20 protein-coding genes are annotated in these 17660 nt (G+C 61.5%); 2 read left to right on the top strand and 18 right to left on the bottom strand.

Annotated elements, in window-relative coordinates:
- Nucleotides 1-60: 60 nt before the first annotated feature.
- From C8E02_RS17545 to C8E02_RS16725, 4 genes are all read right to left on the bottom strand, one after another.
- Complete coding sequence (locus C8E02_RS17545; RefSeq protein WP_211329273.1) at nt 61-708, bottom strand: hypothetical protein; 648 nt, start codon at nt 706-708, stop codon at nt 61-63.
- Nucleotides 709-848: 140 nt separating this feature from the next.
- A complete protein-coding gene (pyrI, locus tag C8E02_RS16735) occupies nt 849-1316 on the bottom strand; it encodes an aspartate carbamoyltransferase regulatory subunit (RefSeq protein WP_047968234.1) in 468 nt (155 codons plus the stop codon).
- A gap of 11 nt (nt 1317-1327) precedes the next feature.
- Nucleotides 1328-2248, bottom strand: a complete 921-nt coding sequence (gene pyrB, locus C8E02_RS16730) for an aspartate carbamoyltransferase (RefSeq protein WP_120812751.1) — start codon at nt 2246-2248, stop codon at nt 1328-1330.
- A gap of 301 nt (nt 2249-2549) precedes the next feature.
- The gene (locus tag C8E02_RS16725; protein ID WP_120812748.1) at nt 2550-4628 is read right to left on the bottom strand and encodes a methyl-accepting chemotaxis protein; all 2079 of its coding nucleotides are present in this window, start codon (nt 4626-4628) and stop codon (nt 2550-2552) included.
- Nucleotides 4629-4986: 358 nt separating this feature from the next.
- Here C8E02_RS16725 and C8E02_RS16720 point away from each other — a divergent pair, with 358 nt between their 5' ends.
- Entirely contained in the window at nt 4987-6201 is a 1215-nt protein-coding gene (locus C8E02_RS16720) for an HD-GYP domain-containing protein (RefSeq protein ID WP_120812746.1), read from the top strand.
- Nucleotides 6202-6396: 195 nt separating this feature from the next.
- Here C8E02_RS16720 and C8E02_RS16715 read toward each other — a convergent pair whose 3' ends face one another.
- The 6 genes from C8E02_RS16715 to C8E02_RS16690 all read right to left on the bottom strand — a co-directional run bounded on the left by C8E02_RS16715 (nt 6397) and on the right by C8E02_RS16690 (nt 9487).
- The gene (locus C8E02_RS16715; RefSeq protein ID WP_120812743.1) at nt 6397-7329 is read right to left on the bottom strand and encodes a GGDEF domain-containing protein; all 933 of its coding nucleotides are present in this window, start codon (nt 7327-7329) and stop codon (nt 6397-6399) included.
- A 160-nt stretch (nt 7330-7489) separates the two neighbouring features.
- A complete protein-coding gene (locus C8E02_RS16710; RefSeq protein WP_047968237.1) occupies nt 7490-7834 on the bottom strand; it encodes a nucleotide pyrophosphohydrolase in 345 nt (114 codons plus the stop codon).
- 67 nt (nt 7835-7901) lie between these two features.
- A complete protein-coding gene (locus C8E02_RS16705) occupies nt 7902-8234 on the bottom strand; it encodes a VF530 family protein (RefSeq protein ID WP_120812741.1) in 333 nt (110 codons plus the stop codon).
- Complete coding sequence (locus tag C8E02_RS16700; RefSeq protein ID WP_120812738.1) at nt 8231-8629, bottom strand: YkgJ family cysteine cluster protein; 399 nt, start codon at nt 8627-8629, stop codon at nt 8231-8233. The genes C8E02_RS16705 and C8E02_RS16700 overlap by 4 nt, the downstream gene beginning before the upstream one ends.
- A 140-nt stretch (nt 8630-8769) precedes the next feature.
- A complete protein-coding gene (locus C8E02_RS16695; protein ID WP_120812736.1) occupies nt 8770-9231 on the bottom strand; it encodes a DMT family transporter in 462 nt (153 codons plus the stop codon).
- Nucleotides 9232-9307: 76 nt separating this feature from the next.
- A complete protein-coding gene (locus C8E02_RS16690; RefSeq protein WP_120812733.1) occupies nt 9308-9487 on the bottom strand; it encodes a hypothetical protein in 180 nt (59 codons plus the stop codon).
- A gap of 322 nt (nt 9488-9809) precedes the next feature.
- Between C8E02_RS16690 and C8E02_RS16685 the strand changes: the two genes are divergently transcribed.
- The gene (locus C8E02_RS16685; protein WP_120812730.1) at nt 9810-10448 is read left to right on the top strand and encodes a YitT family protein; all 639 of its coding nucleotides are present in this window, start codon (nt 9810-9812) and stop codon (nt 10446-10448) included.
- Nucleotides 10449-10926: 478 nt separating this feature from the next.
- On the opposite strand, the gene C8E02_RS17305 is transcribed toward C8E02_RS16685, so the two are convergent.
- The 8 genes from C8E02_RS17305 to C8E02_RS16660 form a co-directional block, all read right to left on the bottom strand.
- Nucleotides 10927-11376: a hypothetical protein gene (locus tag C8E02_RS17305; RefSeq protein ID WP_147424516.1), complete on the bottom strand. Its 450-nt coding sequence runs from the start codon at nt 11374-11376 to the stop codon at nt 10927-10929.
- A gap of 178 nt (nt 11377-11554) precedes the next feature.
- Nucleotides 11555-11866, bottom strand: coding sequence for a hypothetical protein (locus C8E02_RS17300; protein WP_170152182.1), 312 nt, complete (start codon nt 11864-11866; stop codon nt 11555-11557).
- Nucleotides 11867-11907: 41 nt separating this feature from the next.
- Nucleotides 11908-12468, bottom strand: a complete 561-nt coding sequence (locus C8E02_RS17295) for a hypothetical protein (protein WP_147424514.1) — start codon at nt 12466-12468, stop codon at nt 11908-11910.
- 215 nt (nt 12469-12683) lie between these two features.
- A complete protein-coding gene (locus tag C8E02_RS16680) occupies nt 12684-14672 on the bottom strand; it encodes a peptidase U32 family protein (protein WP_120812727.1) in 1989 nt (662 codons plus the stop codon).
- 168 nt (nt 14673-14840) lie between these two features.
- Nucleotides 14841-15155, bottom strand: coding sequence for a hypothetical protein (locus C8E02_RS16675; protein ID WP_120812724.1), 315 nt, complete (start codon nt 15153-15155; stop codon nt 14841-14843).
- A gap of 145 nt (nt 15156-15300) precedes the next feature.
- Nucleotides 15301-15537 (bottom strand): DUF2789 domain-containing protein, encoded by a 237-nt coding sequence (locus tag C8E02_RS16670; protein WP_047967496.1) that lies wholly within the window; start codon nt 15535-15537, stop codon nt 15301-15303.
- Nucleotides 15538-15880: 343 nt separating this feature from the next.
- Complete coding sequence (locus tag C8E02_RS16665) at nt 15881-16849, bottom strand: NAD-dependent epimerase (RefSeq protein ID WP_120812721.1); 969 nt, start codon at nt 16847-16849, stop codon at nt 15881-15883.
- A gap of 2 nt (nt 16850-16851) precedes the next feature.
- Nucleotides 16852-17613 carry a glycosyltransferase family 2 protein gene (locus C8E02_RS16660; RefSeq protein ID WP_120812719.1) on the bottom strand — a complete coding sequence of 254 codons (762 nt, stop codon included), beginning with the start codon at nt 17611-17613 and terminating at the stop codon, nt 16852-16854.
- Nucleotides 17614-17660: the final 47 nt, after the last annotated feature.

Here is a 17660-nt window from a genome sequence, read left to right as displayed (position 1 = left end):
ACAACGCCACGACCCCGGTCGTGGCGTTTTTCATTGCGGCCAACCTTGCGCCGGCGCCGCTTACTGCCGCTGCAGGTTGCCGATGAAGGTGCGCACCTCGGCCGGCGGCTGCAACGGTGTGCCCTCGCTGGCGTAGACCTTGAGCAGGCCGTTCTCGATCAGCCCCGCCTCCAGCTTGCGCTGCGACACGTCGATCAGCAGGTAGGCCGCGCCATCCTGCGCCGCGTGGCGCTTGTTGCCGGTGACGAACAGCAGCCGGTCCTGCTGCAACGGCCCCTGGGTATCCATGAACAACTTGAACTTGGCCAGGTCCTTGCCCAGCAAGGCCTTCAGCGGTGCCGCCAGTGGCGGCTTGTCGAACAGGCCGCTGTCGCGCGGATACTGGCCGACCTGCTTTTCCAGCACCGTCCAGTCGCCCTTGCCCTGCCACGCGCTGACCACCTCGCGCACCACGCCGGCCTGCTGTTTCAGTTCTTCCACCTGCTGCTGCACCTTGGGCTGCAGCTCCCCGGCCAGCGTGCCGGCCTTGTCCAGCGCCGTGGCCGCCTGCTGCTTGATCTCGGCCAGCGGCGCGCTGGCCTGCTGCAGTTTATTACCGGCCACGCCGATGGCGGCGGACGCGTCTTGTTGCAGCTTGCCGACCTGTTCGTCACTACAGGCCAGCAACAGGGGCAGGCCGATCGCGGCCAACAGCAGGGGACGCCACATGATGTTCTCCACAGGGCAAATAAGCGCTTGGAAAGCCCGCCGCGGCGGCGAGTTCCCGCCACGGGCGCTCAAGGTTGGCCGCAGCCATGAAAAAGGCGGCCGCGGTTGCCCGCGACCGCCCGATGCCGATACCGGCCGGCTTAGCGTACGTCGACCACGATGTCCTTGCTGAACACCTTCTCGCAGTACTTGCACTTCATCTTGGTGTCGTGCTCGGTGACGCGCACGCTGAAATGGCTCTGCACCGGCTCCACGTGCGACACGCAGTTGGAGTTGGGGCAGGCGAAGATGCCTTCCACCGTGTCCGGGATCGCCAGCTTCTGCTTGCGTACCACGGCAAAATCCTCGATCACGCTGACGGTGCCGCGCGGCGCGAACAGTGCCAGCTCGTTGGCCTGCTCCTCGCTCAGCACCACGTTCTCGATCTTGATCAGGTCCTTGCTGCCCATGTGCCCGCTGGGCAGGTTGAGGCCGACGGTAACGCGCTCGCGGTATTCCGCCAGCTGGAACAGGCGCAGGATGCGCAGGCCCTGGCCGGCCGGAATGTGGTCGATCACGGTGCCGGATTTCAGTGCCTCGACATTGCGGGCATACACTTTTTCAGTCATGGTTTTTCCTTTCACACCGTTTCGTTGAGCACCAGCGACAGCAGCGCCTGGCGGGCGTAGACACCATTCTTGGCCTGCTCAAAGTAGTAGGCGTGCGGGGTGGCGTCGACGTCGGTGGTGATCTCGTCCACCCGTGGCAGCGGGTGCAGGATCTTCATGTTCGGGCGCGCGCTGCGCAGCATGTCGGCACGCAGCACGAACTGGCCCTGGATCTTCTTGTACTCGGCCTCGTCGAAGCGCTCGCGCTGCACGCGGGTCATGTACAGGATGTCGATGTGCGGGATCACTTCCTCGATGGTGGCGGCAATGCTGTAGCTGATGCCGCGCTCGTCCAGCTCCTCGCACAGGTAGTCCGGCATCGCCAGCGCCTCGGGGCCGACGAAGTAGAACTTCGCGCCGAACAGCGACAGCGCCTGCGCCAGCGAGTGCACGGTGCGGCCGTATTTCAGGTCGCCGACGAAGGCCACCGTCAGGTTGTCGAGACGGCCCTGGGTTTCCTGCAGCGTGAACAGGTCGAGCAGCGTCTGCGACGGGTGCTGGTTGGCACCGTCGCCGCCGTTGATGATCGGCACACTGGAAAACTCGCTGGCCACACGCGCGGCGCCTTCCTTCGGATGGCGCATAATGATGGCGTCGGTGTAGGAGCTGATGATGCGCACGGTGTCGGCCAGCGTTTCGCCCTTCTTCGCCGAGGTGTTGGCACCGTCGGCAAAACCGATCACGTTGCCGCCCAGGCGCTGCACCGCGGTCTCGAACGACAGCCGGGTACGGGTCGACGGCTCGAAGAAGCAGGTCGCCAGCAGGCGGTCCTTGAGCAGGTCACCACGCGACGCGGCCTTCAGTTGTGCCGCCGTCTGCACGACCAGTTCCAGTTCCTCGCGCGTGAAATCCGGTATCGAAATGATGTGCTTGCGATAAAGCGGGTTGGGCATGGCGGTCACCTTTGGCAATAACAGAATCAATGGCTGAAAAAAAAGCCCCTGATGCCGGATCAGGAGCTTCTTTATATATCAATGCAGCGGCCCGGCGTCGTGTCGACCCCGTACCGGCAACGCCTGGCGACGCGCAGACAGCGCGGCGGGGCAAGGAAGCGGGCAGGGTAAGGGCGACATGGCGGGTCTCGCAAAGCAAACCGGCGGATTATACGAAAATCACCGCGCGCTGTCAGGCCAAAACCGCCAATAAAAAAGCGCCGCCCGTGACGGGCGGCGCTGGCTGCGGCTAGCCGGCTACTCAGAGTCGGAAATTGCCGACCAGCGCTTCCAGGCTGGCGGACTGCTCGCGCAGCTGCTCCACCGCGGCGCGTACCTCGCGCGCCACTTCGCTGTTGGACTGCGCCATGGTGCTGATGCGCTCCACGTTCTGCGCGATTTCCGAGGTCGCGTTCGACTGTTCCCGCGTCGACGACGCGATATCACCGATATTGTCCACCAGATCGACGCTTTTCTCGTACACACCCTTCATCGCCACGTTGGCCTCCTCGGCGATGCCGACGCTGACCGACACCAGCTCGGTGCTGCGCTTCACCTCGTCCACCGCGTCGTTGGTCTCGCTGCTGATGGCGTTGACGATGCGGCTGATCTGCACCGTGGCCTCGGCGGTGCGGCCGGCGAGGTTGCGCACCTCGTCCGCCACCACCGCAAAGCCGCGCCCCTGCTCGCCGGCGCGCGCCGCCTCGATGGCCGCGTTCAGCGCCAGCAGGTTGGTCTGGTCGGCAATGTCCTTGATTACGCCGACAATGGTGCTGACCTCCGCCGAACGTGCACCCAGCGCGCCCATGCGCCCGGCCAGCGCCTGCATATTGCTGGTCATGCGCTGGATCTCGCCGGTGACCTTATCCACCGTTGCCACGCTGTGCTCGGTCAGCACGCCGGTTTCGCGCGCCATGCTCTCGGCCAGCATCGCGGTATCGGCGATGTGGTGCACGCTGACGGTGACCTGCTCCACGCCGGCAGCAGTGGCGCTGGCGGCGTCCGACTGCTGCGCCGACGACTGCTCCACCTGTACCGCGGAGTCGGCCAGCTGGCCGGCGGAACGGCTCACCGCCAGGCTCTGCTCGCGCACCTCGATGAACATCTCGCGCAGGCTCTCGATGAAGCGGTTGAAGGCGGCGGCGGTGCGGCCGATTTCGTCACGGTTGCTGACAGTGAGGTGCAACGTCAGATCGCCCTTGCCGCTGGCGAACTGTTCCATGGTTTCCGCCAGCGTGTTCAGCGGCCGCGTCAGGGTGCGGATCAGCAGCGTCAGCACCAGGATGATCAGCGCCAGCGCGATGACGCCGACCACGATGGCGGTATTGCGCTGGCTGTTGGCGGTCGCGGTAATCGCCGCGGTCGGCACGCTGACGCCGGCGGACCAGAACTGGCCGCTGTCTGCCACCTTGATCGGGTAGAAGAAGTGGGTAAAGCCGCCGTCTTCGTAGACGAAGCGCTCGCCCTTCTTGATCTTGTCGAGGTTGGCCGCCAGCGGATCGCCACTGGCCACCGCCTTGCCGACCAGTTCCGCCTGCGGGTTGACCACGAACAGGCCGCCCTCGGACACCATGCGCACATAGCCGGTGTCATAGAGGCGGATGGCGCCGAACTGCTTTTGCAGGTCGTCCAGCGCTAGATCGACGGCGGATACCCCCAGCAGCTTGCCGGACGCGTCCTTCATCACCACCGCCAGCGAGCTTTCCAGTACCTGCTTGCCCTGCACCTCGTAGAAGAACGGCTCGGTGATGGTGTCGCGGCCGCGCGATTTCGGCACGAAGTAGAAATCGCCCCAGCCCGATTTTTCATAGTCCGGCGCGTACTCGGTGAGCCTGTCCTGCCACTCCGGGAATTTCGCCACCCGGTCGCTGGACATCATCACGTCCAGCGCCGCCTTGCCGTCGCCACCGCGCGTCAGGTACGGCGTGTAGCGCCCGCTCGGGTCGTGCTTCGGCCAGTCGCGGCGGAATTCGTCGTCGCGGCCATCCAGTGCGTTCGGCTCCCAGATCATCCACGCGCCGATGATGCCCGGCGCGTTGTCCAGCGAGCTGAGCAGGATGTTGTCGACCACCTTGCGCTCCACCGCCTGCGCGCGCTGCAGCCCCTGCACGCTGGCGGCCATGCTGCGCGGAATGGCAAAGCCGTTGGCCAGCTTGGCCTCGACACTGTCCGCCACGCGGCCGGCCTGCTCCGAGGCCAGCTGGTTACCCTGCTCGACCGCGGCGTCATAACTTTGCTTGGCGATGATGGCGATCATCACCGCAAAACCAACCGCCACCGCCACCGCGGCAACGCCGATGATGCGGTTGCCCAGATGCCCCCAACGTGTACTCTGCGTCATGCCTTGCACTCCTGTAGCTCGCGAAATCCGGTTTTTTGTTCTAGGTATTTATACCTAGAATATCCGCTTGCATGAAAATTGACTATCACCAATACGTAATAATAAAAAAGCACTGATCATTGATTATCAATTGCCATAATTATTATCGATCACTATTTATTTGAATAAAATAATGATAACCAATATCAATACAAATAAAACCCTGTTTGCATCGCCGATTGGCGCGATAATCGTCGGATAAGGTTTCTGGCACAAACTGTCGTGGCACACCACACCACCGTCGCAGCGCTGCCACCAGCAGCCTGACCGCTGTTTTTACACCGTTTTTTGCCAGACCAGACTCCAAGAAAACAACGCCATGATCAAAAATATCGATATTGCCGACATCAAGATCGGCATGTATGTGCATGACCTGAACTGCGACTGGACCTCTCATCCGTTTTTCCGCAAGCGCTTCCTGATCAAGAACGATGCCGAAATCGCCAAGATCGTCGAAGCCGGTATTCACGAACTCTATATCGATACCGAAAAGGGGCTGGATGTCAGCCATGCGCGCAGCGTGGACGAGGTCAACGCCAGCTTGCAGCAGCAGATGATCGAGGCGGTCACCAGCAAGCCGGCGCCGATCATCGCGCTGTCGTTTGCCGAGGAGCTGGGCCGCGCCAACCGCATCAAGAGCCAGGCGCACGCGCTGGTCAAGACCGTGATGCAGGATGTGCGCCTGGGGCGGGCGGTGGAGCTGGAGCAGGTCGAGCCGATGATCGAATCGATCACCGAATCGGTGCTCAGCAACAGCGGCGCGCTGCTGACGCTGCTGCGCATCAAGAACAAGGACGACTACACCTTCCTGCATTCGGTCAGCGTCGGCACGCTGATGATCGCGTTCTGCCGCTCGGTGGGCATGGACATGGAAACTATCCACCTTGCCGGGCTGGGCGGCATCCTGCACGACACCGGCAAGGCGCTGGTGCCGGACGAGATCCTCAACAAGCCGGGGCGCCTGACCGAGGAGGAGTTCGACATCATCAAGCGCCACCCGCGCGACGGCTTCGACATCCTCAGCCGCACCGAGGGCATCAGCGAGATCCCGCTCGACATCACCCTGCATCACCACGAACGCGTCGACGGCAGCGGCTACCCGCACAATCTCAAGGGTGACACCATCAGCACACTGGCCAAGATGGCGGCCATCGTCGACGTCTACGACGCCATCACCGCCGATCGCTGCTATCACAAGGGCATGGCACCGACCGATGCGCTGCGCAAGATCTTCGAATGGTCGAAATACCACTTCGACCCCAAGCTGGTGCAGGCCTTCATGCGCTGTGTCGGCATCTACCCGGTCGGCACGCTGGTGTTGCTGGAATCCGGCAAGCTGGGGGTGGTGATCGAGCAGCACGACAGCAACCTGCTGACGCCGAAGATCAAGGTGATGTTCAGCAGCAAGAGCAATACCTACCTGCAGCCGGAAATCATCGACCTGTCGCGACCGCTCGGCTTTGGCGGCGGCGACAAGATCGTGCGCCACGAGGCGCCGGAAAAGTGGGGCATCAACCCCTTGCGTTTCATGTGAAACAACAACGGCCACCGGCAACGCGGGTGGCCGTTTTGTCATGCGCGCATGCTTAGAACGTGTTCACGATCTCGCGAGCTAGAGCGAGACAAGGCGAAAACGGCTGAGGAAGCGGAGTTTACAAGTGGTAAATGAGCATTCCGAAGGCGTTTTTAACGCGGTATCGCCGACGCGCAGCAGATCGTGAACAGGTTCTTACAGCTGCTGCAGCTCGAACTGGCGGCCGCCACGGCGCTTGGCGCGGTACATCGCCTGGTCGGCCTCGGCCAGCACCTCGGCCGGCATCGTCGCACCGCTCTTGAACAGGCAGATGCCGACCGACAGGCCGAGCCGGTTCGGTGGCGACAGCTCGGCAAACGGCTCGTCCAGTGCCTGGATGATCTTGCCGGCCACCGCGCGCGCGCCGCTCTCGGTGACGCCTTCCAGCAGGATGGCAAACTCGTCGCCGCCGATGCGCGCCAGCAGGTCGGTGCCGCGCAGCGCCTGCTTCAGCCGCGCGGCAATCGCCGACAGCACCGCGTCGCCAGTGTCGTGGCCGTGGGCGTCGTTGATCGGCTTGAAACGGTCGAGATCGATGAACAGCAGCGCGCACAGGCTGGACGCGCTGTCTGCGGCCAACCTTTCCAGTTTCAGTTCCAGATAGCGGCGGTTGGCGAGATTGGTCAGCGCGTCGCGGTGCGCCATCTCCAGCAGGTGCCCCTGCAACAGCTGCAGCCGCTGCGCTTCCTGGCGCTGGCGGGTGACGTCGTGGCGGGTCTGCAGCACGCCGTCCACCTTGCCGCTGGCATCACACAGCGGCGTCAGCGTGATCTGGTAGTGTCCCGGCCTGCCATCGGTCTGCGGCAGGCTCAGCTCCATGCTCTGCGGCGCGGCCGTGGCCAGCACCTGGGCGAAGCTGTCGGCGCTCAGCCCCGGCAGCGTCACCGTCGCCAGCGTGGCGCCGGCGGCCAGCTGTTGCAGCGCCGGCTGCGCATCGGGACAGCACTGCGCGGCGTGATTGGCAAACTCCAGCTGCCCGTGCACGTCAAACAGCAGCACCGGGTAGGGCAGCGCCGCGTACAGCTGCTGCAGGCGGGCGGCAGGCGGCAGCGAGGCGGCGTGGAAAGACAGCGTGTCGGCTTGGTTCATCGGTCGGGATCTGCGGCAAACACAATCGGCCAGCTTAGCACAGGCTAAGCCAACGGCATGTTTGCTTGCCGCTGCCGCGCCGGATAGAAAAGTATTGGATTATCAATTGCCGCCGCTTTCTATAAATAACATCCGGGTACTGCGGCAAAACTGTGGCAATTTATTCCCGCCCGCCGGCCGGATATTTCAGCGCATTCTTGTGCAGCTTGTCCTGCAGCGCGTGGTCGAGATCGACGCCGCAGACATCGGCCAGCCGCACCAGGTACATCATCACGTCGGCGATTTCCTCCTGCAGCCGTTCGAAGGCCTGCGGCTCGCTCGCCATCGCCGCCGCCTCGGCGTCCGTGCGCCACTGGAACAGCTCCGCCAGCTCGCCGACCTCGCCGGTCAGTGCCAGCATCAGATTGCGCGGGGTATGGAAACGCTGCCAGTCGCGCTCGGCGGCAAACTGGCGTTGCGCGGCGATCAGGCCACGGGCATCGAGCAATACGGCGGGCGCGGTCATCGGCGGCTCCTTGCGTCAAAAAGCCGCGACGACGTGTCGCGGCCGGAGGGTTCGGGTGGCAGCCGGCTCAGGCGTCGTCGGTCGGCGGGGTCTTGCGGGCAAACAGGATGGTCGGCGCCTTGGCCGCGCCGTGGCCGGCCGGCGCGCGCGCGGTGGCCGCCTTCGGCGCCAGGCTGCGCTTCGGCTTCTTCAGCTGCAGGTACAGCGCCTCGACCTTGTCGCGCGCCCACGGCGTGCGGCGCAGGAAGGCGAGGCTGGACTTGATGCTCGGCTCGTGGCTGAAGCAGCGCACCGCAATGCGGCTGGCGAGGCCATCCCAGCCGTAGTGGCCGTGCAGCTCGGTCAGCATCGCTTCCAGCGTCACGCCGTGCAGCGGGTTGTTGCTCTGTTTGTCGCTCATGTACTCACCTTGCGGCCATGCTGCGGATTACGGGTATAGGCGCAAAACCCCGGTCGCGGACCGACCTGCGGGTGATTGCGGCAGGTATTCGGCCGCAGCGCGTAGATGCTGCACAGCCGGGTCTTCTGATCCAGGTACTGGCAATCGCCGTTGGCGCGCTGCGTCAGCGTGAACAGACCGCTCTTGAAGTTGAAATGCTGGATGATGCGCTGCTTTTCCAGACGTTTGGCGATGTTCTTGATAGGCTCGCCCAGCTCGAACTCGTCCACCACGCCGATGCGCACCAGATCCGGCAGCTTCACTTCCACCGGCATGCTGCAACAGCTGCCCATGCAGTCGCTGCACAGGCCATTCTTGTACTTTACCCACGTATCGAGGCGCTCGATATCGGCCACACTGATTCCTTAAAACCCTGATTCGGCAGCATTTCTGCCGCCGCAATGAAAAACAGCGGATTGTAACGCAATCCGCTGTTGCCATTGTGCTGTTTGTCGGCGGCGGCCGGGCCGTTCCACGTGAAACGCCGCGCCGGCCGCTACCGGCCGATGCGGTCGCCGAGATTGACCAGCAACACCCCGGCCACCACCAGCAGCGCGCCCAGCAGACGCCAGCTGTTGATCTCCTTCAGCGGCATGCCCAGCCAGCCGTAACGGTCGAACAACAGCGACGCGCACACCTGGCCGGCGATGATCAGCGACAGCATCACCGCCACCCCCAGCCTCGGCGCCAGCAGCGTGGTGCCGAACACGAACAGCGCCCCCAGCGCGCCACCGCTCAGCATCCACCACTCCGCGCGCGGCAAGGCGGCGAGACCAACCCACTTTTGCCCGCTCAGCAGCGCGGCGATGGTCAGCGTCACCAGCCCCACCGCAAACGACACCAGCGCCGCCAGCACCGGGCTGCCGCCGATCAGCAGCTTCAGCTGGTGATTGATCGCCGCCTGCAGCGGCACCACCACCCCCATCACAAACGCCAGCGCCAGTAACAGCCCGTTCATCGCCTCATCCCCCGCAGTAAGCCACCGATGATCCTGCCATCAACCGTGGCTGGCAAGCCGCGCAAGAGCACCGCGACTACACCGGCACGCCGATGGTCGCCGGCGGCGGCAACGGCACCGGCTCGCGCGCCGGGGTATCGAGATCGAACAGCCACACCAGCAGCAGCAAGGCCAGCATCAGCCCACACATCAGCAACGAAAAGCGGGTGTAGGGATCGCGGTAGTGACGCAGGAAAAAGCGGCGCAGGAAATCCATGGGCGGCACGGCAACAGAAAGGGGCAGATGCTGCCGTTGTAGCACGAAATGCGGCGACATTCCGCGCCGGCCTCGCCAGCGACGGCAACACAGCCACGCCGGTGGCCAGGGTTGGCCGCAGCAGCAAACAGCGCGGCCATGCACCACTCTGGCGCGGCAGACCGGCCGGCACTGGCCGTTTGCCCCGCCACAAGGCACCGCAAGCCCGCCAGCGCCACGCATCGACCCCGCGGCGCTGGCAGGCTTCTTGCTGCGCCGGCTACCGGTGCGGCGCCCTTACCCGGCGCGCCGTTTCTGACAAATCGCCCCCAACGGTATCCACATGACTACCGACACCACGCGCCTGACAAGCGGACACAATCCGCTGGCACACAGCCGGGCAGAAGACCTGCTCGCCATCCTGATCGGCACTTCCTTCATCGGCTTCGGCATGGCCATGTTCGTGCAGGCCGGCCTGCTCACCGGCGGCACCGCCGGCATCGCCTTCCTGCTGCACTACCAGGGCCTGGCGCCCTTCGGCTGGCTGTTTTTCCTGATCAACCTGCCGTTCTACTGGCTGGCGCTGCGCCACATGGGCGCCGCCTTCACCGTGCGCACCTTTGTCTGCGTCGCACTGGTGTCCCTGCTGTCCACCCAATGCCGCGAGCTGTTCCCGTTTGCCGGCACGCTGAACCCGTACTCCACCGGCCTGCTCGGCGGACTGCTGCTCGGCATGGGCCTGATCGCGCTGTTCCGCCACAAGGCCAGCGTCGGCGGCATCAACATCCTGGCGCTGTACGTACAGCAGCGTTACGGCCTGCGCGCCGGCAAGCTGCAATTCGGCATCGACCTTGCGATCCTGCTCGCGTCGCTGCTGCTGTGCAGCCTGCCGCAGCTGATCGGCTCACTGATCGGCGCCGCCGCGATGAGCCTGGTGATCGGCTTCTACCACCGGCCGGATCGCTACATCGCGGCATCGTAAAAAAGGTTGGCCGCAAAGCCATGACGGCTTGCGGCCAACCTTTTTGATTTGATCGCGGTAGAGATGGGCTTCGCAGGGTCAGTGCAAGCGACCGCGATACCACCTGTGGATAACTTATACCCACAAGCCAACACCGCACCAACTCGCCCATCCCCGTTGGCGCAAGCCGTGAAAAATGGCGCCATCCCGGAAACAAGCCGCCCTCTTTTGAGCGCAGCGGATGGGCGGCGCCGGGATGGCGGCAGTTTTCACGGGAATGCTTGCGCCGTCGGGTCGCCTTTTCTTTGGATACTTTCTTTTGGCGAAGCAAAAGAAAGTATCCCGCCGCCGCGCGGAAAGCGGCAGATAAAAAATATCCGCGCAGCGGATGCCATATTTCAAAAAAGGTTGGCCGCAAAGCTGTTATCGCTTGCGACCAACCTTGGTCATTCATTCGTGATCAACATTGGGATTTGCAAACGAAGCACAAATTACAGTGCTAAAGATAGCGATTACCAACATATATATCCACATCTTCATTAAATGCCTCTTCAACTATCACTTTATATTTTTGACAACTAGCTGATTTTATGAAGTCCATACTAACACGTACACTATCCTTAGCGACATACCCACCATACATAGAGCTCTTGCCATATACTTGACGTTGATTAGTTTCAAAACTTTCAAAAACCACTCTTCCTTTTGCAGAGTCTCTGCCTAATTCATTCATAATTTTCTCAAGATCACCTGCCGATGAATAAAATTTAAACTCGATTAGTGGTGCGCCTGAAAAAAATCTTGTAGGGCAATGATTAATATAAAAAACACCATATTTATTTTTAGGTATCTTTATTGTTTCATAATCAGAGGCGCATGCTGTACAAAAAAAAGCAAACACCAAAATCATTACCATCCAAATAACCACCACATCAAAATAATTTCTCATTCCAACCTCAAAAATATATTATTACCGTGGGAGTGACCAACCAATCGCTAGTAACCCGCCTTGAGATTTACCCCGCACCTACCCGGATGCGCCTGCAGCTTATTCTGGCTACACGTTTCACCCGCCCGAAAAACGGTGCAACGCCTCGATAAAGCCGGGGTGTTGCACCCTACGGTTCTCACTCCAATATCACCAGCCAAAACCGAACCGACGCTCCCATCACCGTTGGCGCAAGCCGTGGAAACGGCCGCCAGCCCGGAAACAAGCCGCCCTCTTTTGAGCGCAGCGGATGGGCGGCGCCGGGATGGCGGCGGTTTTCACGGGAATGCTTGCGCCTTCGGGTCGCCTTTTCTTTGGATACTTTCTTTTGGCGAAGCAAAAGAAAGTATCCCGCCGCCGTGCGGAAAGCGGCAGATAAAAAAATATCCGCGCAGCGGATGCCATATTTCAAAAAAGGTTGGCCGCAAAGCCCATGACGGCTTGCGGCCAACCTTTCCAATTCATTGCGATAAAAAATTGGGCTTCACAAGCTCAGTCCGGCTTACCGTTTCTTACGTTAGCATTTAGAAGCTCAACTACTCGATTAGCCTGATATATAACGTTATCTGGTTCAAATGAATTCACATCAATCAGTGCCTCCATGTAAAACCGGCCACCCATATCTGAAGTTACTTCAACAATTTTATTCTTAATATTTGATTTTCTCACCAGAAAACCATGTTTTTTCGAAAAAATAGCCCATCCAATAGATGTTTCATTATTTCGTTCTTTGTACAAAGAATAATATTCTGTTTCTTCAATCTTCATGTAATAGCCAAGACTATATTCAAATCTAAAATTTCCAATTTGTATTCTAAAAACATCATCCTTATTGCTGCCATCACCACACACAAAATTACGGGTAGATCGATCAAGCTCGGCATAAAAAGATATCATTGACTCCCCTTGAAAAGGGAAATTACAATTTTTCACTTCAATAAATAAAGAGGAGTCACCATTCAGCTTAAGAACAACTGGTTCAACATGGTTTTTACTACATGCCATAATTGAAAAAGTAATTATCAAAAATAATATCTTATTAATTGCTCTCATTACTTCTCCATAAGCAGGGTAGACTGGACTGAGCCTGCGAAACTCAATGTTTACCGCGCCATGCTCATCAAGTGTTGATCTTGGCTATGTGCTGCGCCAACCTACAAACCCGATCATCATACGGCAAGACAATGACAAAAGGGCAAGCCATCCGGCTTGCCCTTGCTCTATGTCATCCAAACCTGCGGCCAACCTTGGCCGCATCCCCCACTAGCTCACGACGCAGGTCGCTGCTTGAAGAAGGTGATCGGTGCCGTCGCCGGAATCTCGCTCGGTGGCGGCGATTTCAGGATGTGCTTCTTCATCTTGCCCATCACGTGCATCTCGCACGGGCGGCATTCGAATTTCAGCGTGTAGGTCTCGTCGCCGGATTTCAGCACCATCGGGTCGGCGCGCACCTGGCCCATCACGCCCTTGACACCCTTGGCCTGCTTCGGACACAGGTTGTAGGAGAAGCGCAGGCAGTGCTTGGTGATCATCAGACTGACTTCGCCTTCTTCCTGGTGCGCCTCGTAGGCCGGCTCGATCACTTCCACGCCGTGTTTCTTGTAGAAATCCCAGGCCTTGGCGTTGTAGACGTTGGCGAGGTAGCTGAGGTTTTTTTCCGGATACGGTACCGGCGGCTGTACCGGCGCCTTGCGCGGCTGGCGTGGCCAGGCGGCCAACCTGGCGGCTTCCAGTTTTTCCACCGCGTCGCGGCGCAGCGCGTTGATCACCGATGACGGCACGAACCACGGCTGCGCCAGGTTCAGCGCCACGTCGTTGGCCACGAACATCGTGTTGCCGAGCTTGGCGACGGCGTCGCGCAGGCCGGCTTCGGCGCGGGCGGCGTCCTTGGCCGGTTCCAGCGCCAGTGTCGCGTGGGCGGTGGCGCTGCAGCCGTCTTCGTCGGTGATGGTCAGTGCCAGGCCGTCGGCGGTCTGGTCCAGGTTCAGCCACACGCCGATGCGGCGTTCTGCCGATTTTTTCAGCAGCGACAGCTCCCACGCGTGGTCGCGGTTGCGGCTGATGCGGGTGCCGGGCTTGAGGCCGGCCAGCACCGCCGGGTCGTTGGGCACGCAGCGCCACAGCAGCTCGCCGCCCGGCACGTGGCCGATCTGCTTCACGGTGTTGAGCTGCATGCCGACAACGTCGCGCTTCTTCATGTAGTTGATGCCATCGCCGTTGGCCATGCTGTCAGCGGTGGCGATCTCCAGCCAGTTATCGCCGACCTGGTGCACGCTGCCCAGCTCGACGCCGACGAATTTCGGCGAATCGAAGGCGCCGATGTCGATCTTGCGGCCGGTGGCGAAATAATCCGTTGCCCCGCGGTGGAAGGTCTTGTCCGGATCGGGCGCGAAGTAGATTTCGCTGCTGCCGCTGGAGGCGGGCGCCAGTTCCGGCCGGCGCTCGATGATTTCGTCGAGCAGCAGGCGGTAGTGGGCGGTGATGTTCTTGACGTAGCTGACGTCCTTGTAGCGGCCTTCGATCTTGAGCGAACGCACGCCGGCGTCGAGCAGCGCCTCGAGGTTGCGGCTCTGGTTGTTGTCCTTCATCGACAGCAGGTGCTTGTCGAAGGCGACCACACCGCCTTTTTCGTCGGTGAGGGTGTACGGCAGGCGACAGGCTTGCGAGCAGTCGCCACGGTTGGCGCTGCGGCCGTTGTCGGCGTGGCTGATGTAGCACTGGCCGGAGAAGGCGACGCACAGCGCACCGTGGATGAAGTATTCGATGGCGGCCGGGTCATGCCCCTCAGCCACGGTCTGCGAGATCTTGGCGATCTGCGGGATGGTCAGCTCGCGCGCCAGCACCACCTGCGAGAAGCCGGCATCGGACAGGAAACGCGCCTTGGCCGCATCGCGGATTTCGCACTGGGTGGAGGCGTGCAGCTGGATCGGCGGCAGGTCCAGCTGCAGGATGCCCATATCCTGCACGATCAGCGCGTCGACACCCGCGTCGTACAGTTGCCAGATCAGCGTGCGCGCGGCGTCCAGCTCGGCGTCGTGCAGGATGGTATTGAGCGTGGTGAAGATGCGCGCGTGGTAGCGGTGGGCAAACTGCACCAGCTCGGCGATCTCGGCCACGCTGTTACAGGCGTTGTGCCGCGCGCCAAAGCTCGGCCCGCCGATATAGACCGCATCCGCACCGTGCAAAATCGCCTCGCGGCCGATGTCGATGTTCTTGGCGGGGGACAACAGCTCAACCTGGTGCGGCAACAGACTCATGAATACTTCCTGCGGTGGGTGGGGGCAAGGCGCGGAATGATAGCAGAATCAGACACTTGGGTGGGATCGATGTTGCGGCCAACCTTGGCCGCAAGGCCGTACTGCCAGACACGGCAAAGCCAAGGGATGACACGCGGTCATCCCCGGGTGCGGCTGCGGTGACGGCGGTTAACCGATGACGCGGAAGATTTCCCAGCGCTGGGTGCCGGACACCACGTGCGGCTCCAGCGCCTTGCTCCACGCCGCGTGCTCGGGCAGGGTGCCCAGCTTGTGCCAGGCGGCGTCCAGCTCGGCCAGATCGGCGATCTCGATTTCGGACAGGATGGTGGATTCCTTGGCGCCGATCGAGCCGTTCAGCAGCCGCACGCGCTGCGGCGTCCAGCCAGCCTGCGAGCCGATGTCGCGCAGCCAGCGCTGCATCTCGGCGATGACTTCCGGTTTGTGGCCAAACTTGGCCTCGATACTCCAGCGGGCGATCAGCATGACGGGCTCCTCAACGACTGTGATAACCCAGCATAGACCATGCCGCCGCGACACCAAACGTTGGCCGCAGCCATCGGCAAACCGTTTATCTGTCTGTCATTTATCGCCGACGCAATGCTAGTAGCCTCTGCGCCGGATGACCGCTTCAACCGCGTTGCTGCAGCAGGGTCGCCAGGGTATCGACCGCGTCCGACCATTCCGCGTCGCAGGCCAGCGACTGGCGCAGGAACGCGGCCTGGCTCGCGCTCCAGAACGGCGCCTCCGCCAGCACCACATGCTCCGGCAGCGGATGGCTCTGTACAAACTGGTTGATCGCCTTGGTGCTGTTGTCCAGCCCGAGCTGTGCAAACAGCTCGGTCAGTTCGTGATGCCCGGTATCCATGATTGCCGCCTCCCGCGCTGGAAAATTCATCAGTTCAGCTTAGACCGTGGCGGAAAAATTGCCGCATCACGGCGGCGGAAACGGCGCGGCCAACTGTGGATAAAGTTGGCCGCCACGCCGGCAGCGGCGGCAGGATGGCGCGGCAAGGCGGTATCGCGGCGCCACAGCGGCCCGCCACGCGCCTGGCGTGCGCTTCCGTCAGCACGAGGTGTTGGCAACGACAGCGGGCGCTGGCGGCCGGTTTACGGCCCGGCAGCCACGATGGTACGTGTGTGAAGCCGCGGCCGCCGGCCAGCAACGGGGCGCAAGGCCGCCGTTGCCGCCACACTGGACTGGATAAGACTCAACGCTGGTGGTAGTCGCGATACCAGTCGACAAAGGCCTGCATGCCGTCGCGCAGCGGCGTGTCCGGCGAGAAACCGACCGCGGCGCGCAGCCGCGCGGTGTCGGCGTAGGTGACCGGCACGTCGCCGTCCTGCATCGGCAGGTACTGCTTGACCGCCTCGCGGCCGCAGGCGGCTTCGGTGGCCTGGATGAAGTCCATCAGTGGCACCGGGTTGTGGTTGCCGATGTTGAACACCGCGAACGGCACGTCGCCGCTGGCCGGATGCGCCATCACCCGCAGCACGCCCTCGACGATGTCGTCGATGTAGGTGAAATCGCGCTGCATCTGGCCGTGGTTGAACACCTTGATCGGGTCGCCGTTGAGGATGGCCTCGGTAAACAGCCACGGCGCCATGTCCGGGCGGCCCCACGGGCCGTAGACGGTGAAGAAGCGCAGGCCGGTGATCGGCAGCTGGTACAGGTGGGCGTAGCTGTGCGCCATCACCTCGTTGGCCTTCTTGGTGGCAGCGTAGAAGCTGACCGGCTCGTCGACGCGGTCGTCTTCGCTGAACGGCACCTTGGCGTTCTTGCCGTAGACGCTGGAAGAGCTGGCGAACACCAGGTGCTGCACCGGGTAGCGGCGGCAGGCTTCCAGCATATTGGTGTGGCCAACCAGATTGCTCTGCGCGTACACGTGCGGGTTGTCGATGCTGTAGCGCACGCCGGCCTGGGCGGCGAGGTGGATCACGTAGTCCGGGCGCTCGGCGGCAAACAGCGCGTCGATGGCGGCCCAGTCGGCGATGTCCAGCTTGTGGAAAACAAAACCGGCACGGCCCTGCAGCGTGGCCAGGCGCGCGTGTTTCAGCGCCACCGCGTAGTAGTCGTTGAGGTTATCCACAGCAATCACTTGCACATCGCCGCGATCCAGCAGTTTTTCACATACCGCGCGGCCAATGAAACCGGCGGCGCCGGTGACCAGTACTTTCATCGTCATTTTTCCTGTGGGCGAAGCCGGTGCAGTTCGATCAGCTTCGCGTATTTGAGATAACTGTTGAAGCAGCCAATGCTGATGTGGACAAGTCCGGGCAGGCCGTCGCGAAAACCCTGCCGCAGCAGGTAAAACTTCACGAAGCGCAGCAGCGGGCTGAGCAGCAGCTTGGCAATCCCCGCCTTTTTCCCGCGCTGATACAGCGTTTCTGCCTGCAGGCTGGTGTAGCGGTTCTGTTTGCCGAGGTACAGCGCGATGTCTTCGCCGGATTCGTGCATCAGGTCGCCGGGCAGGGTGCCGACGTCACCGTCGGCGATCACGTACTCGTGCACCACGTCGTCGGACCAGCGTGCCTGGCGGCGATCGAACAGCCGCAAGCTGTAATCGGGATAGCCTTCGCCAAACTTCAGGAAGCGGCCCATGAACTTGTTGCTGCGTGCAAAACGGTAGGCGCCAAGCGCCGGATTGTGCAGCAAGTTACTGATTTCATGGCGCAATTTTTCAGACAACCACTCGTCGGCATCCAGACACAGCACCCAGTCGTGGCTGGCCTGCTGTACCGCGAATTGCTTCTGCGGACCGAATCCCAACCACGTTTGGTGGATAACTTTTGCCTTATAGGCAGAGGCTATTGCCAATGTCCTGTCGGTGCTACCCGAATCCACCACCACGATCTCGTCGGCAAAGGCACAGCTTTGCAGACATTTTTCCAGCAACGCTTCGGCATTTTTGGTGATCAGAACCACGCTAAGTTGGCGCGACATTCTTTCTAGTACTTTCTAGTTATATAAAGGATAAGGATAGTAGAAGG

Source organism: Vogesella indigofera (assembly GCF_003633895.1).
Classification (GTDB): Bacteria; Pseudomonadota; Gammaproteobacteria; order Burkholderiales; family Chromobacteriaceae; genus Vogesella; species Vogesella indigofera.
The sequence above is the reverse complement of the archived record's forward strand: the minus strand, read 5'-3'. Positions and strand labels throughout refer to the sequence as shown.

What these genes read in the sequence shown, in the direction of transcription:
- C8E02_RS17305 (WP_147424516.1), bottom strand. Translation starts at nt 11,376, where the DNA reads ATGAGAAATTATTTTGATGTGGTGGTTATTTGGATGGTAATGATTTTG.
- C8E02_RS16670 (WP_047967496.1), bottom strand. Translation starts at nt 15,537, where the DNA reads ATGGATACCGGGCATCACGAACTGACCGAGCTGTTTGCACAGCTCGGG.
- C8E02_RS16665 (WP_120812721.1), bottom strand. Translation starts at nt 16,849, where the DNA reads ATGAAAGTACTGGTCACCGGCGCCGCCGGTTTCATTGGCCGCGCGGTA.
- pyrB (WP_120812751.1), bottom strand. Translation starts at nt 2,248, where the DNA reads ATGCCCAACCCGCTTTATCGCAAGCACATCATTTCGATACCGGATTTC.
- pyrI (WP_047968234.1), bottom strand. Translation starts at nt 1,316, where the DNA reads ATGACTGAAAAAGTGTATGCCCGCAATGTCGAGGCACTGAAATCCGGC.
- C8E02_RS16710 (WP_047968237.1), bottom strand. Translation starts at nt 7,834, where the DNA reads ATGACCGCGCCCGCCGTATTGCTCGATGCCCGTGGCCTGATCGCCGCG.
- C8E02_RS16720 (WP_120812746.1), top strand. Translation starts at nt 4,987, where the DNA reads ATGATCAAAAATATCGATATTGCCGACATCAAGATCGGCATGTATGTG.
- C8E02_RS17545 (WP_211329273.1), bottom strand. Translation starts at nt 708, where the DNA reads ATGTGGCGTCCCCTGCTGTTGGCCGCGATCGGCCTGCCCCTGTTGCTG.
- C8E02_RS16680 (WP_120812727.1), bottom strand. Translation starts at nt 14,672, where the DNA reads ATGAGTCTGTTGCCGCACCAGGTTGAGCTGTTGTCCCCCGCCAAGAAC.
- C8E02_RS16695 (WP_120812736.1), bottom strand. Translation starts at nt 9,231, where the DNA reads ATGAACGGGCTGTTACTGGCGCTGGCGTTTGTGATGGGGGTGGTGGTG.
- C8E02_RS16685 (WP_120812730.1), top strand. Translation starts at nt 9,810, where the DNA reads ATGACTACCGACACCACGCGCCTGACAAGCGGACACAATCCGCTGGCA.
- C8E02_RS16705 (WP_120812741.1), bottom strand. Translation starts at nt 8,234, where the DNA reads ATGAGCGACAAACAGAGCAACAACCCGCTGCACGGCGTGACGCTGGAA.
- C8E02_RS17295 (WP_147424514.1), bottom strand. Translation starts at nt 12,468, where the DNA reads ATGAGAGCAATTAATAAGATATTATTTTTGATAATTACTTTTTCAATT.
- C8E02_RS16725 (WP_120812748.1), bottom strand. Translation starts at nt 4,628, where the DNA reads ATGACGCAGAGTACACGTTGGGGGCATCTGGGCAACCGCATCATCGGC.
- C8E02_RS16675 (WP_120812724.1), bottom strand. Translation starts at nt 15,155, where the DNA reads ATGCTGATCGCCCGCTGGAGTATCGAGGCCAAGTTTGGCCACAAACCG.
- C8E02_RS16690 (WP_120812733.1), bottom strand. Translation starts at nt 9,487, where the DNA reads ATGGATTTCCTGCGCCGCTTTTTCCTGCGTCACTACCGCGATCCCTAC.
- C8E02_RS16715 (WP_120812743.1), bottom strand. Translation starts at nt 7,329, where the DNA reads ATGAACCAAGCCGACACGCTGTCTTTCCACGCCGCCTCGCTGCCGCCT.
- C8E02_RS16660 (WP_120812719.1), bottom strand. Translation starts at nt 17,613, where the DNA reads ATGTCGCGCCAACTTAGCGTGGTTCTGATCACCAAAAATGCCGAAGCG.